The organism is Carboxylicivirga mesophila (genome assembly GCF_018271975.1).
GTDB lineage: Bacteria > Bacteroidota > Bacteroidia > Bacteroidales > Marinilabiliaceae > Carboxylicivirga > Carboxylicivirga mesophila.
The window spans coordinates 98,525-113,013 of sequence record NZ_JAGUCN010000003.1; the positions used below are offsets into that span (position 1 = coordinate 98,525).

Sequence of the window (14,489 nt, forward strand, 5' to 3'; positions counted from 1 at the left end):
AGCAGCTTATTTGAAGATAGCAACACCCTCATTGCCTGAAGCATCAGCCCAGCCTCTGAACATACCTGTTGAGTTCATTTCCAGGGTAATATTTCCATATTTATCTACGGCGATGATTCCACCACTACCGGCCTCATTTGTCAGTTTACCATTAACCACAGCTTGAGCAGCTTCATCTAAAGTTAATCCTTTGTATTCAATTAAAGCAGAAATATCGTGAGCCACCGTGTAACGGATAAAGTACTCTCCATGACCTGTGGCTGATACAGCACAAGTATTGTTGTTAGCATAAGTTCCGGCTCCAATAACTGGCACATCACCCACTCGTCCATATCGTTTATTGTTCATGCCGCCAGTTGAAGTGGCTGCTGCCAGGTTGCCATTTCTGTCGAGTACAACGCAGCCAACGGTTCCGTTTTTACCTGCCTTTTGAAGCGAACGTTGCAGTAACTGCCAACGTTTCTCAGTATAAAAATAACTGCTGTCCACCATCTCCACACCTTGTTCTGACGCAAAAAGGGAAGCACCTTTACCAATCAACAACACATGTGGCGACTGTTCCATCACCAATCGTGCAGCACTTATAGGATTACGCACATCACCCACTCCAGCCACCGCACCAGCATTTAAATCACGGCCATCCATGATAGCAGCATCCAGCTCGTTACGGCCATCATTGGTAAAAACAGCACCTTTGCCAGCATTAAAAAGCGGATTATCCTCCAGATTCTTCACGACCTTCTCTACCACATCAATGGCTAAATGCCCATCCACCAGGGCTTTTTTACCAATATCTAATGCTGCACGCAAGCCATCTTCATAAAGCTGAATATCTTCTGCGCTAAATTTAGTGCTATCCATGTTACCAGCACCGCCATGCAAGACAATAGCCCATTCTTTGGTTGGTCTCTTTGGCTTTTGACAAGCCACTACAATAAGTAGAAAAGAAATGGCAATAAAGTATCTCATGATTGTTATATTTTTCAGTACTAAAAATAATACAAAATTAACAAGCCCCGCATCAGCCGGTTTAATGCCTAATAAAAGACAGTTCAATAGACAATATTCCCAATTCGGGATAATTCGACTTTTTTGCCTGATATTTGAATTATATTTGTGTTATACCAAGCAATATTAGGCATGACACTTATCCAATTCCTCAATCTGATTCTCATTAATCTTGTTGTACTAATGGCTCTTAGCTACTTCTGGAGCTTTTATACGCACAAACTATTTAAGCCATTTGCCTGGCTCGATGCGCAAAAGCACAAGCAGCTAAAGAAGCCCATTATCAACCAGGAAAGAAATTTCAAAGATAAGATACGCTACTATTCTCTATGGCTTCAACTCAAACGCATCACTGATAATAATATTGAAGGGGCAGTTGCCGAACTGGGTGTATATAAGGGTGAAACAGCTCGTTTGATTCACCATATGTTGCCAGACCGTAAGTTTTATCTGTTCGATAGTTTTAGCGGACTGCCCAAGCAAGTCATTAAAGAAGATTGCGATGGAACAGTGCGCCCTCAAACAGTTAAGTTTGACAACACCACACCTGATGAAGTTATGAAATATATCAATGGGGATATTTCAAAACTTATTATCAAAGAAGGTGTGTTTCCTGACACTACAGAGGGAATAACAGAAACTAACTACGCCTTTGTTCATATTGATGCCGATCTGTACCAGTCCACCATTGATGCACTCCGTTATTTTTACCCAAAACTTAGCGATGGCGGCACTATCATTATCCACGACTACAATCACAATTGGGAAGGCGTAAAAAAAGCAGTTGATGAATTTGAACAAACCATTCCTGAGATCTTTATACAATTACCCGATATGTATGGCTCAGTTGTAATGATTAAAAACAAACGATAAGTAGCATGCACAGGTATATACTTTGTTTAGTTATCATCTTCGTGTGTACAATTAACCACCTATTGCATGCACAAACGCCGGAGCAACGGCCTAAAATAGGCTTGGTACTCAGTGGTGGTGGCGCCAAGGGGCTGGCACATATTGGTGTCATTAAAGTGCTGGAAGAAGCCGGCATCAAACCTGATTATATAACAGGCACCAGCATGGGAAGTATTATTGGAGGCTTGTATGCTTCCGGATACTCAGCTGCTGAATTAGATTCAATTGTTAATAATATTGATTGGGCTGTTGTTCTGAGTGATCAAATACCGCTGAGTGATGTCGTACCGGAAGAAAAAGCTGACTACAACCGTTTTCAGTTAAGTTTTGACATCACTAAAAAAGGCCTTAGCCTGCCGGCAGGCATGGTGCGAGGTCATCGCATATCTGAAATGCTCTCTGAACTAACCTGGCATGTATCCAATTGCCACTCATTTGATGAGCTCCCTATTCCGTTTCGCTGCGTTGCTGTTGACCTGGTTGAAGGTAAGCCATATGTTTTTAAAGAAGGAGACCTGTCAGAAGCAATGAGAGCCAGCATGGCCATTCCTTCGGTGTTCACCCCTGTTGAAAAGGACAGTATGTACCTGGTTGATGGTGGTGTATTAGATAATTTCCCGGTTTTACTTTGCCGCGAAATGGGGGCCGACATAATCATTGGTGTGAATGTTGGCACAAGTGATAAGCCTAAAATAGATGAACTTAAGAGCATAACCGAAATTCTGATGACATCAGCTATGATAGGCAGCAATATTGTGCTTCAGGAGTCCATTGATGCCACTGATTATATTATCACACCAGAATTGCACCCGTATACATCGGCCAGCTTTTTTGACGGCACTGCTATTATTGAAAGAGGCGAGCAAGCAGCCCTTGAGCAGATTACACAACTGCAACAATTAGGAGATTCAATAAACAGATATCCTAAAACTTTACAATCCCCCCAAAATTATACTCCCGAACAAATAATTGTTTCCGATATCAAGATCATCAACCGGAAACATGTATCACAAAACTTTTTCTTCACAAAACTAGGCATCCACGAAGGCGATACTGTAAGCGTAGAAGATATAAACACAGGTGTTAGACGACTGATAGGCACGCGCTTTTACAACCAAATCACCTACAATATAGAAAATAACAACGGAGCATATACCCTGATATTTAAAACAGAAGAAACTAACCTGGCGCAGGCGAAGTTTTCGATTCATTACGATAATGAGTTAAAAGCAGGTATCATTTCTAACCTCACAATTAGAAACCTGTTATTTAAAAACAGTCGCCTGTCCTTAACCACCGACATTTCGGAAAAGCCAAGAGCACACGGCGAAATGATTGCCTACCTGGGTGAGCAGCAATCTACCGGGTTTATTGGCGATGGATATTTTGAACGCACTTACCTGCCCATCTACCAGCAGAATTTAAAAACAGCCGGTACACTAAATTTCTATAAAGCTCAAGCCGGAGCAGGTATTTTCCTGTCATACAAAACAAAAACCATTGTAACGGCCAAGCTCGACTGGCAGGAAATAAAGGTCAGTCAGGAAACCGGACTTTCAGATATATTCGATCAAGGAGTGAAACGTTTTGGTAATGGTTTTATCTACGGCTCATTCATCATTGATCGCAACACCCTCAATAAGCGATTCTTTGCTACTAAAGGACATCACCTGCACTTTGCGGGTAAAGCCAACTTTAAAACCTACGAATATTATGATGGAGAAGCCAGTAGCAAAGCCATCATCGAACCGTTCATTAAAGTGCCGGAAGAGCATTATCTGGCAGGCTCGCTTCGCTATACAAAAGCCATCACAACCTCAAAAAACTCTACCATAGAAACCGGACTATCACTAGCCGCTTTTTCGGCCAATGCGCCGTTTTTCGACATGCATAATATTGGTGGTACAGCCTATAACATCAGCACAGGAGATGCGGCTTTTGTTGGATTGAACTACCGTGAGAAAATTGCAGAAAACTATGGACTAGCCAGTATAAAATTGAATTTTAACATCACTAAGGTGCTTTATGCCCATGCTGTTGTAAATGGTATTTATGCGCCTAATTTTGGCAATAATATATTTGCCGATCAATCCTTCTTCCTTGGTCCTAAAGAGCACATTATTGGCTTTGGTGGTGGTATCGCCGTTAATAGCCTCATTGGTCCAATAACTTTGGGCATTGGCACTAATCTTGACGATTGGAAAGCCAGAGCCTACATTAGTGTAGGATATCCATTTATGTAACCATTATGGCCTACGACGAATATTTGGCTGATAGAGTAAGACAAACGCTAAAAAGCAAAGCTGCTAAGTTCATTGAGAAGAAAATGATGGGCGGATTGTGCTTTATGGTAGATGATAAAATGTGCGTTGGTATCATTAAAAACAACCTAATGGCGCGTATTTCACCCAACCTTTACGAGCAATACCTAACTGAGGAAGGCTGCAAGCAAATGGATTTCACCGGCCGCCCTATGAAAGGATTCGTAATGATAGAACCAGCAGGCACTGATATGGATGATGATTTGGACAAATGGGTACAACGATGTCTAAATTTTAACCCCATGGCCAAATCACGTAAGAAAAAGTAAACCTTTTGCGACTTCATTTGTCAATAAAGGAAACTTTTTTAACCATGAACTTACAGATTAAAAACCACACCTTTATTGTATGCGGCGCCACAAGCGGCTTTGGACAGGCCACCGCCACCGCTCTCATGAATGATGGGGCTAAAGTAATTGGCATTGCCCGCAAGCAAGATGGTCTTGATCAAATGAAAGCCGTATATAAAAGCAAATTCATCGCCGTTAAAGGTGATATCACCTCATCAGATACAATCAACCGCGTGGCCAGTCTCGCCAACGAACACGATATAGATGGCATCTTAATCAATGCGGGCGGACCTCCGGCCAAACTCTTTGAAGAAACCCGCCTATCAGACTGGGACGATGCTTACCGTAATATTCTCAGGTGGAAAGTAGAGCTTACACAAAAACTGTTACCCCATTTCAGAACTAAGCACTATGGAAGAGTGGTTTACGTCGAAAGTTCGTCAGTTAAGCAACCATACGAAAACCTGGTATTAAGCACCTCACTAAGGCTATCGGTTGTGGGGATGATGAAAACTGTATCTCAGGAAGTCAGCGGACAAAACATTAACTTCAACATGGTGGCTCCTGGCTCCCACAACACCCCGGCTATTAACCGACTGATTGAAAAGAAGAGTCAGATGACTGGTCAGGAATTTGAAAAGACTAAACTGGCTTTTATTGACGCCATACCTGCCAAACAGCTTGGTAATCCGGCCCACTTAGGTACATTAGCAGCCTGGCTTTTATCACCAATGGCCGAATTTGTAACCGGACAGGTTTATACGCTGGAAGGCGGTGCCGTTAAATCAACCCTATAAAATGTTTTTGTGAATGATTCGGCGTCTTTCCTAATATTCAAACACATTGATTTAAAATGACTAATTAAAGTAAGGGGCTAAATAAACGTGCGAACGATTCTTTAGCCTTTTGCCACCGTGGTCGTTTACGCCACTCTTCAGCATCTATCAATACCGACTGCTGCAAGTCGTTGCAGAAGTATCGCCTGACCTCCTGCGCTTTATCACGATCGTATATAAATGCATTGACTTCAAAATTCTGTTCAAAACTTCTGAAATCCATATTTGTGGTGCCGATGGTACACATTTCATCATCTACCACCATCATCTTACTATGCAAAAAGCCTGGCTGATAGAAATAGAACTTAACGCCAGCGGCCAACATCTCTTTAATATAAGACTTGGTGCACAGAGCCGTAAAATATGCATCACTCTTCTCTGGTATAATAATACGCACATCGACGCCACTCATGGCCGATGCCTTTAGTGCCATTAGCACACTTTCGCCAGGCATGAAATAAGGGGTGGTAATGTATACATATTTTTGTGCCGTAGCTATGGCCTGATAGTATCCCATCATAATGCCAGGCCAGTCAGAATCTGGTCCGCTGGTAACTATCTGAACCAACTTATCACCGGCAGGTTTTTTATGCGGAAAGTACTTCGGATCGGCAATATCCTGCTGGCTGACAAAATACCAATCAACAAAAAACACCGACTGCAGTGCATTGACAGCATCTCCGGTGATACGTAAATGCATATCTCGCCAGATACCATAGGCAGGATTGCCCTTAATGTAACGATCGGCTACATTAAGGCCTCCCAGAAATCCTGTTTCACCATCGACAACCACAATCTTCCGGTGGTTACGGTAATTAACCTTCGAAGTAAGCGATGGAAAGCGAACCGTTAAAAAGCTATATACTTCAATGCCGTAGGTTTTCATCTGGCTAAAAAAAGAACGCTTAAGCTCCCAGCTGCCTACATCATCTACTATCATGCGCACCTCAACGCCTTCATTAGCCTTCTCTTTTAATATGTCGAGAATCTGATTACCTATTTCATCCTCGTCAAATATATAGTATTGCAGATGTATGCTATGCTGAGCCTGCCTGAGTGCTGTCAGGATGGCATTAAAAGTCTCTTCTCCATTATTAAGCACATCCACCTGATTGCCAATTGTTAGTATCGACGATGAATTGTTAAGAAATAGCTGAATAAGCTTTTTGTGTGTCTCAAGACTTGGCAGATCGTCCATAACACCATCTGCCAGTTTATGACTTTGCGCATGTGCAATTTTACTGACCAGATCGTGATTCTTCAATCCTTTTCGCCTGATTATCTTTTCCTTCCTGAGGTTTTGGCCGAAAAAGATGTAAAATACCACGCCTAGCACAGGCACGAATAATAATACCAACATCCATGGTATGGCCTTCAAGGGGCTTCGGTTTTCGAGCATTACCAGAAACACAATCATCAGCATGGCCAGCACGTAGGCGGCCTTAACAATGTTAATGACAAGAGGAGGTATACTCTCAATAAAATCCATTTGCTTTGGTCAGATTATGTGAGTGATGAATTTACAAATTATTACGATACACAAATAGTTGACTATCTCCGAATGTATGCTTTTGCTTAATTTTAGCCGAAAATTCAGGGGCTTTTACTCCTTTTTTAAAAAACACATCGCCAACATACCTGTGCGCTTCATCCCACAGGTCAGCATTAATAAAACACTGAAGAGTGGCGCTTCCGCCTTCAACAATAAGCGATTGAATATTACGCTGCCATAAATCCTTAAGAATCTGTAAAGTCAAATCCTTCCCGGCATCCAGCTTAACGTATTCAGTTAATTTAACACGATCTTCTTTTCTTAGATTATAGATAACAGTTTGATGCGTATTATCTAATAAGTGATACTGACCATCCAACTGGCATTCTTTATCAATCACGCAGCGCAAAGGTTGCTTGCCTGACCAATCACGAACAGTAAGCGATGGATTATCTTTCAGAGCCGTTTGCGTGCCAACCAATACTGCTTCTTCAGTAGTACGCTGCTTATGAACAGCTCTTCGCGCCCACTCGTTTGTAATCCATGTCGGTTGACCATAATCAGCATCTGTTCGTTTAATATCCACAAATCCATCCTGCGTTTCGGCCCACTTCAATATAATATAAGGCCGTTGCTTATTATGAAATGTGAAGAATCGACGGTTCAATTCTAAACTCTTAGCCTCCAAAACACCCGTTTTAACATCTACACCGGCCTTCTTCATCATTTCAATGCCTTTCCCTGCAACCTCGGAGTATGAATCAATACAACCAATAACCACATGAGGAATTGCCTTATCGATTATTAGTTTTGAACAAGGTGGTGTTTTTCCATAATGAGCGCATGGCTCAAGGTTTACATACAAAGTCGATTGACGTAGAAGTGATTGATCCTTTACTGAATGGACGGCATTCACTTCGGCATGCGGTTCGCCAGCTTTTTGGTGATATCCTTCTCCAATAATTTTTCCTTTGTGCACAATCACGCTTCCTACCATTGGATTAGGATACGTATTTCCTTCAGCCATTTGAGCTAACTGCAGACAACGCTGCATGTATTTCTCCTCTTGCGACAAATGATTCATTTGAGTTTAGTAATTTTGCCGTTCAAGATACAAAAAATGAGTGGTACTACGATTCTGCAATACACAGCCAATCTCCTTTCTGAGCTAAAAGGCATCTATCCTGACTATGAAATCAAACAGTTTGGAAGGCTTCTGCTTCAGCATGTTTTAGAAGTTGATAATACACAATTGCTGTTGATGAATAACGATTTGCTAAACGAGGAAGATAAGCACACACTGGACACCTATACTAAGCAGCTCAAAAATCATGTACCACTCCAATACATCATTGGTTCAACAGAGTTCTACGGTCTCTCATTTGATGTCAACCCTTCAGTACTCATTCCACGCCCTGAAACAGAAGAACTGGTTGACTGGATACTCAAGGACAATCATCAACCTAAAAGTTTATTGGACATAGGGACAGGTAGTGGGTGCATTGCCCTATCGCTGAAAGTACATTTGCCAGATACCTGTATTACTGCCTGGGATATATCAGATAAAGCCCTGGAAACAGCTGCCGCCAATGCCCGGCGCCTAAAGCAAGAGGTAATATTTGAGAAGGTGGATGTATTAAACTGCACCAGCACTGACGGGCAGTTTGATTGCATCGTTAGTAACCCGCCTTATGTTCGCGAACTTGAAAAAGCCATGATGGAGGCTAATGTATTAAATTATGAGCCTTCAACAGCGCTGTTTGTTTCTGACAGCGATCCGCTGATTTTTTACAGAACCATCGCCAAGCTGGGCACTCAGATGTTAGCACCCAATGGCTATCTGTATTTTGAGATTAACGAATATCTGGCAAAAGAAATGACTGACCTTTTAAGAGATACAGGTTACACAAACATTGAATGCCGAAAAGATATAAATGGAAAAGACAGAATGATGAAAGCTCAACTGACTTAAATTTCAATTAAGGAAAGTTCCTCATCCACCATCATTCTTAATTCATGAAAGAAACTCAGAAACTCTTCGTTAAACGCATCATAGTGCAACTCCATCTGTTGCAGCCCCCAATGAGCTTCATGAGGCAGTGAAGAATAATTAGCCATAATCTCAAGACTCTTTTTAATACCTTCTTTGGTGGCATATGTTTCCAGTCGCCTGCTCTTAACCATAAATGGCAAGAACCTTTTTACACCAGCTGGCAAACTAAAATAATGCCTCAGCAACACCTTATGACTCTGACTCACAAACTTATTGAGAGATATATCATTGTATTTATCCCAATTAACACCCAAAAAGTGATCATAGAAAACATCGGTTACAATACCTGCATATCGCCCATAGCGTTCCTTGAGACGTTGAGTACTTTGCTTCACAACCGGATGCGTATCGGTAAAATGGTCGATCTTGCGATGAAGCAGAATTCCCTGCTTAATTAAAGGCGCATATTTTTCATAGTCGCGCCCCTTTACATGATCGCCTATAAAATTACCGACCTGAACAGGTGGAATATTACCAGAAAGATATAGATGAGCCAGAAAATTCATGCGGCAAACTTATAAAAATACATTAACAGGACGACTATTTCAAGATTAACATTCTGTTTCTTAACATGTTTATCCCACTAGCCATTTATATTTCCTTCAGGTACATTTATAGTATCTCACATTTTGAGAACCGAACACCATTAATTTTCACTAACCAAATCAACAAGATTATGCAAAAAGCCATTATTATCGGCGCTGCCGGAAGAGATTTTCACAACTTCAACACCTTTTTCAGGAATAACCATGACTATAAAGTGGTTGCTTTTACAGCTGCACAAATACCGGATATTGACGGACGTAAATATCCAGCTGCATTAGCTGGCGAGTTGTACCCCGAAGGCATTCCCATATTTGCAGAAGAAGACCTTGAAAAGCTGATCATCGAGAAAGAAGCCGATGTGTGTGTATTCTCATACAGCGACGTACCCTATAGCAGGGTGATGAACCTGTCGGCCAGGGTGAATGCCGCCGGCGCATCGTTTATGCTGCTTGGCCCTAATGACACCCAGATAAAAAGCAACAAACCTGTTATTGCCGTTTGTGCAACACGCACCGGTTGCGGCAAAAGCCAGACTTCCCGCAAGGTGATTGAGCAACTAATGGACCAAGGACTAAAAGTGGTGGCTATTCGTCACCCGATGCCTTATGGCGACCTTGTCAAACAAAAAGTTCAGCGTTTTGCCACTATTGACGATCTGGCTTTTCACAAATGCACCATTGAAGAAATGGAGGAGTATGAACCACATGTTGTGAGAGGCAATGTGATTTATGCAGGTGTGGACTACCAAGCAATAATCGATGCAGCAGAAAACGATCCTGATGGGTGTGATGTGATACTTTGGGATGGTGGCAATAATGATTTCTCTTTCTACAAACCAGACCTGCTGATTACTGTAGTCGATCCACATCGTGTTAATCACGAGCTCAGTTATTACCCGGGAGAAGTAAACCTGCGAATGGCAGACATTGTGGTTATCAACAAAATGGATAGTGCTGCACCTGAAGACATTAATCAGCTAAGAGCCAATATCGATATGGTTAATCCTAATGCCACCGTGATTGATGGAGCATCACCCATTCGGGTAGATAACATTAACGCTATTAAAGGCAAAAAAGTATTGGTAATTGAAGATGGCCCAACACTTACGCATGGTGAGATGAAGATTGGTGCAGGCACTGTGGCCGCCAAAAAATTTGGTGCTGCCGAGATAGTTGACCCACGTGATTATGCCGTAGGTAAACTAGCCGAAACCTATCAGATATATCCAAACATTGGCACTTTACTACCCGCTATGGGATATGGCGATGAGCAAGTTAAAGATTTACAAACGACCATTGATAATGTACCATGCGATGCTGTAATTATTGGTACGCCAATTGATTTAAACCGTATCGTTAAAATTAATAAGCCCAATACAAGAGTTTACTATGACCTACAGGAGATAGGTCAGCCAACATTACGCGAAGCTCTTAAAGAGTTCGTCATTAGTCAAAACCTTCAATTAAGTAAGGTTTAGCATCTGGTTTTATCTGGAGTGGCAGTGCAGTTCTGTGCTGCCACTCTACTTTACTGCCACCTTGCTGAAACCTATGGCCTTCATTTTATCTGCCAATACCATAGTTCCATTAAGCAGCTCAACGTCATACGCATGAAACTCTCTGCGAACCGGATAAGCTCCGCGTAAAGACTCAAATTGACTTACATCACCCCTTAAATCAGCATCATCACGTTTTAGCAGATATGTATGCAGGATAGCTGCAGCAATAATATGGTCTTCATCCAGACCTTTACAATCAATTGAGATTACAGGCTCTTCGGGTTCAGGTATATTCCGGGCTTCCCAATCATCAATCCCCAGCTTAAAAAAACGACTAACCGCCCTGACACTCATTTCGGTACCCTTAGCCTTTCCATCCTGCGAATAGCCTGCAATATGCGGTGTCGCCAGCCAAACTTTAGCCAATAAATCAGTGTCAATCTCAGGCTCATTTTCCCAAACATCCAATACTGCCTGTCCAATCTGTTTACTTGCTATCGCTTCCTTTAATGCACTGCCATCAACCACCTCACCCCGCGATGAGTTAATGACCACAGCTCCTGGTTTCATTCTTGAAAGTAAGCCGCGATCACACAAATGATATGTCTTATCATCACCTTCCTTTGTCAATGGCGTATGAAAAGTAATAATGTCTGCTTTGTCAATTATGTCATCCAGTTGATAAAAGCGTTGACCCCCCTCATGTCTAGCACGGGGAGGATCAACTTCATACACAGTCATACCCAAAGCTTGAGCCAAGGCACTCACCTTACTGCCAACATTGCCAACACCCACTACAGCTATTGCTTTATTTGCCAGCTGCCAACCTTGCTCCTCCACCAGCAATGCCAAAATGGCGGCAACATATTGCTTAACCGATTCGGAGTTGCAACCTGGTGCATTGGTCCAGCTAATTTGATGCGTTTCACACCAATTAGTATCAATATGATCAAAACCAATCGTGGCTGAAGTAATAAGCTTAACACTAGTACCTTGTAATGTTGCTTCATTACATTTGGTTCGTGTGCGCGTAACCAAAGCGTCGGCCTCCTTCAGCTTCTCTTTATCAATCTCTCCTCCCGGAAAATATGTTACATCAGCAAATGGTTCCAAGGCTCCTTTCAGGAAAGGTATTTTATTATCAGCAACAATTTTTAGCATAGCTACATCCTATTATTTCAAACACAAAAGTAACAATTACTACCATTCTTCACCTACCGTTTAGCATAGCACATAGCAGTTAAATTCCTCATAAGAAGTGGCAGATCAGCCAAAAGCAACAAAAGTCATATCTATTTAAATTTATAGGGTTCAGAAAAAAGTGTATTTTTGCGCCATGTTTGAAGACGGTTCTGCTGCTGTGCGGTTTTTATAAACATTAACAGCAATAGCAACCTGTTGCTAGGCCTGGCTTAACAGGCTTAACAACTAGTTCCATACAGCAACAATGACTGTATGAAATCTAAAAAATTTTAAAAACGTAATGGACAAGAACATTTCAAAGTTGGCAGCCGACAACATTCGGATTTTATCAGCCGCAATGGTTGAAAAAGCAAAATCAGGTCACCCCGGTGGTGCAATGGGGGGAGCAGATTTTATGCATGTATTGTTTTCGGAGTATTTGAACTATGACCCGGCGGATCGCACCTGGTTTAACCGCGACCGTTTTTTCCTTGACCCAGGACACATGTCACCTATGTTGTATGCAGGATTAGCATTAACAGGTACTTATAGCATGGAAGAGCTTGCTAACTTCCGCCAGTGGGGCAGCCCAACACCTGGTCACCCTGAAGTGGATTTTGCAAGAGGAGTTGAAAATACATCAGGCCCACTTGGACAAGGTCATGTGATGGCAGTTGGTGCTGCTATTGCAGAGCGCTTTTTAGCTGCACGCTTTGGTGAATGGATGAGCCACAATATCTACACATTCATCTCAGATGGTGGTATCCAGGAAGAAATTTCACAGGGTGCTGGCCGTATTGCCGGACACCTTGGTCTTGGCAATCTGGTAATGTTCTATGATTCAAATGACATTCAGCTATCAACAGTTACTGATGATGTAACCATTGAAGATACTGCTAAGAAATACGAAGCCTGGGGATGGGCGACCATGACGATTGATGGTAACGACCATGACCAGATTCGAAAGGCTTTGGATGCAGCCAGTGCTGAAACTGAAAAACCATTCCTGATTATTGGTAAAACAATAATGGGTAAAGGTGCTGTTACTGCAAACGGCGACTCATTCGAAAAGCAGGTTTCAACACACGGACAGCCATTGAGTGCTGCCGGTGCTTCATTTGCAGACACACTTAAAAACCTGGGTGCTGATGTTGAAAATCCATTCCAGGTATTTGCCGAGGTGGAAGCGCTTTACAATGAGGCCAACAACAAAAAAGCAGCATATGTTGCTGATAAAAAGGCAGAACAAGCTGAATGGGCAAAGGCTAATCCTGAATTGGCAGCCAAGCTGGCTCAATTCATCTCTGGTGAAACCAATATCGATTATGCGGCCATCGAGCAAAAGGCCGGAGCAGCTACACGTGGTGCTTCATCAACTGTACTTGGTGTTTTTGCTGAGCAAGTTGAAAACATGATTGTGATGTCGGCCGATTTGGCTAACTCAGATAAAACGGATGGTTTCTTAAAGAAAACCACAGTATTTAAAAAAGGTGATTTCTCAGGAGCCTTCCTTCAAATTGGTGTGGCTGAATTAACCATGGGTGCCATTGCCAACGGTATGGCCTTGCACGGTGGTGTGATTCCGGTATGTGGTACTTTCTTTGTATTCTCTGACTACATGAAACCAACTGCCCGTATGGCTGCCTTAATGCAATTGCCGGTTAAGTATGTGTGGACTCATGATGCATTCCGTGTGGGTGAAGACGGCCCTACTCACCAGCCTATTGAGCAGGAAGCACAGATTCGCCTATTAGAAAAACTGAAGAATCACCACGGTGACAACGGCATGCTGGTTGTTCGTCCGGCTGATGTCAATGAAACAACTGTAGCCTGGAAGATGGCCATGGAGAATACTAAAACACCAACTGCATTGATTCTTTCACGTCAGAATATTCCTAATTTACCTGAGAGTGACTATAACAAAGCACTTCAGGCCGAAAAGGGAGCATATATTGTTGAGAAGGATGCTGATACACCTGACGTTGTGTTACTGGCATCTGGTTCAGAAGTTGGCACATTGGTTGAAGGCGCTAAGCTGCTACGCGAGCAAAAAGGCCTGAAAGTAAATGTGGTTTCTGTTATTTCGGAAGGTTTATTCCGCAATCAGGATAAAGCATACCAGGCTGAAGTATTGCCAGCTGATGTGCCACGATTTGGTATGACAGCAGGACTACCTGTTACTTTGGAAGGTTTGGTTGGACTGAACGGCACAGTTTGGGGACTTGATCACTTTGGTTACTCGGCTCCTTACACGGTACTGGACGAGAAATTTGGTTTCACCGGCGAAAACGTACTTAAACAAGTTACTGAGATGCTGGGCTAAGCAAATACAAAATACTTCTAAAAAAGGG

12 protein-coding genes are annotated in these 14,489 nt (G+C 42.4%); 7 read left to right on the forward strand and 5 right to left on the reverse strand.

The window, feature by feature from the left end; all coding sequences use genetic code 11:
• Window positions 1-6 precede the first annotated feature (6 nt).
• A complete protein-coding gene (locus KEM09_RS04130; RefSeq protein ID WP_212225888.1) occupies window positions 7-969 on the reverse strand; it encodes an isoaspartyl peptidase/L-asparaginase family protein in 963 nt (320 codons plus the stop codon).
• A gap of 171 nt (window positions 970-1,140) precedes the next feature.
• Between KEM09_RS04130 and KEM09_RS04135 the strand changes: the two genes are divergently transcribed.
• The 4 genes from KEM09_RS04135 to KEM09_RS04150 are packed head-to-tail and all read left to right on the forward strand — an operon-like array spanning window position 1,141 to window position 5,328.
• Window positions 1,141-1,881 carry a TylF/MycF/NovP-related O-methyltransferase gene (locus KEM09_RS04135; RefSeq protein ID WP_212225890.1) on the forward strand — a complete coding sequence of 247 codons (741 nt, stop codon included), beginning with the start codon at window positions 1,141-1,143 and terminating at the stop codon, window positions 1,879-1,881.
• A gap of 5 nt (window positions 1,882-1,886) precedes the next feature.
• Complete coding sequence (locus KEM09_RS04140) at window positions 1,887-4,163, forward strand: patatin-like phospholipase family protein (RefSeq protein WP_212225892.1); 2,277 nt, start codon at window positions 1,887-1,889, stop codon at window positions 4,161-4,163.
• A gap of 5 nt (window positions 4,164-4,168) precedes the next feature.
• Entirely contained in the window at window positions 4,169-4,510 is a 342-nt protein-coding gene (locus tag KEM09_RS04145) for a TfoX/Sxy family protein (RefSeq protein WP_212225893.1), read from the forward strand.
• A gap of 44 nt (window positions 4,511-4,554) precedes the next feature.
• Window positions 4,555-5,328 (forward strand): SDR family oxidoreductase, encoded by a 774-nt coding sequence (locus tag KEM09_RS04150; protein ID WP_212225895.1) that lies wholly within the window; start codon window positions 4,555-4,557, stop codon window positions 5,326-5,328.
• 64 nt (window positions 5,329-5,392) lie between these two features.
• Here the strand turns inward: KEM09_RS04150 and cls are convergent, their stop codons facing one another.
• Both cls and ribD read right to left on the reverse strand, forming a co-directional pair.
• A complete protein-coding gene (cls, locus tag KEM09_RS04155) occupies window positions 5,393-6,856 on the reverse strand; it encodes a cardiolipin synthase (RefSeq protein WP_212225897.1) in 1,464 nt (487 codons plus the stop codon).
• 31 nt (window positions 6,857-6,887) lie between these two features.
• Window positions 6,888-7,943: a bifunctional diaminohydroxyphosphoribosylaminopyrimidine deaminase/5-amino-6-(5-phosphoribosylamino)uracil reductase RibD gene (gene ribD, locus KEM09_RS04160; protein ID WP_212225899.1), complete on the reverse strand. Its 1,056-nt coding sequence runs from the start codon at window positions 7,941-7,943 to the stop codon at window positions 6,888-6,890.
• A 36-nt stretch (window positions 7,944-7,979) separates the two neighbouring features.
• On the opposite strand from ribD, the gene prmC reads away from it, so the two are divergent.
• Window positions 7,980-8,831: a peptide chain release factor N(5)-glutamine methyltransferase gene (prmC, locus tag KEM09_RS04165; RefSeq protein WP_212225901.1), complete on the forward strand. Its 852-nt coding sequence runs from the start codon at window positions 7,980-7,982 to the stop codon at window positions 8,829-8,831.
• Here the strand turns inward: prmC and KEM09_RS04170 are convergent.
• Window positions 8,828-9,418 (reverse strand): acyl carrier protein phosphodiesterase, encoded by a 591-nt coding sequence (locus KEM09_RS04170; protein WP_212225903.1) that lies wholly within the window; start codon window positions 9,416-9,418, stop codon window positions 8,828-8,830. The two genes, prmC and KEM09_RS04170, sit on opposite strands and share 4 nt — an antisense overlap.
• A gap of 170 nt (window positions 9,419-9,588) precedes the next feature.
• On the opposite strand from KEM09_RS04170, the gene KEM09_RS04175 reads away from it, so the two are divergent.
• A complete protein-coding gene (locus KEM09_RS04175) occupies window positions 9,589-10,935 on the forward strand; it encodes a cyclic 2,3-diphosphoglycerate synthase (RefSeq protein ID WP_212225905.1) in 1,347 nt (448 codons plus the stop codon).
• A 45-nt stretch (window positions 10,936-10,980) separates the two neighbouring features.
• On the opposite strand, the gene pdxB is transcribed toward KEM09_RS04175, so the two are convergent.
• Complete coding sequence (gene pdxB, locus KEM09_RS04180; protein WP_212225907.1) at window positions 10,981-12,117, reverse strand: 4-phosphoerythronate dehydrogenase PdxB; 1,137 nt, start codon at window positions 12,115-12,117, stop codon at window positions 10,981-10,983.
• 322 nt (window positions 12,118-12,439) lie between these two features.
• Between pdxB and KEM09_RS04185 the strand changes: the two genes are divergently transcribed.
• Window positions 12,440-14,461, forward strand: a complete 2,022-nt coding sequence (locus KEM09_RS04185) for a transketolase family protein (RefSeq protein WP_212225909.1) — start codon at window positions 12,440-12,442, stop codon at window positions 14,459-14,461.
• The last annotated feature ends 28 nt before the right edge of the window (window positions 14,462-14,489 follow it).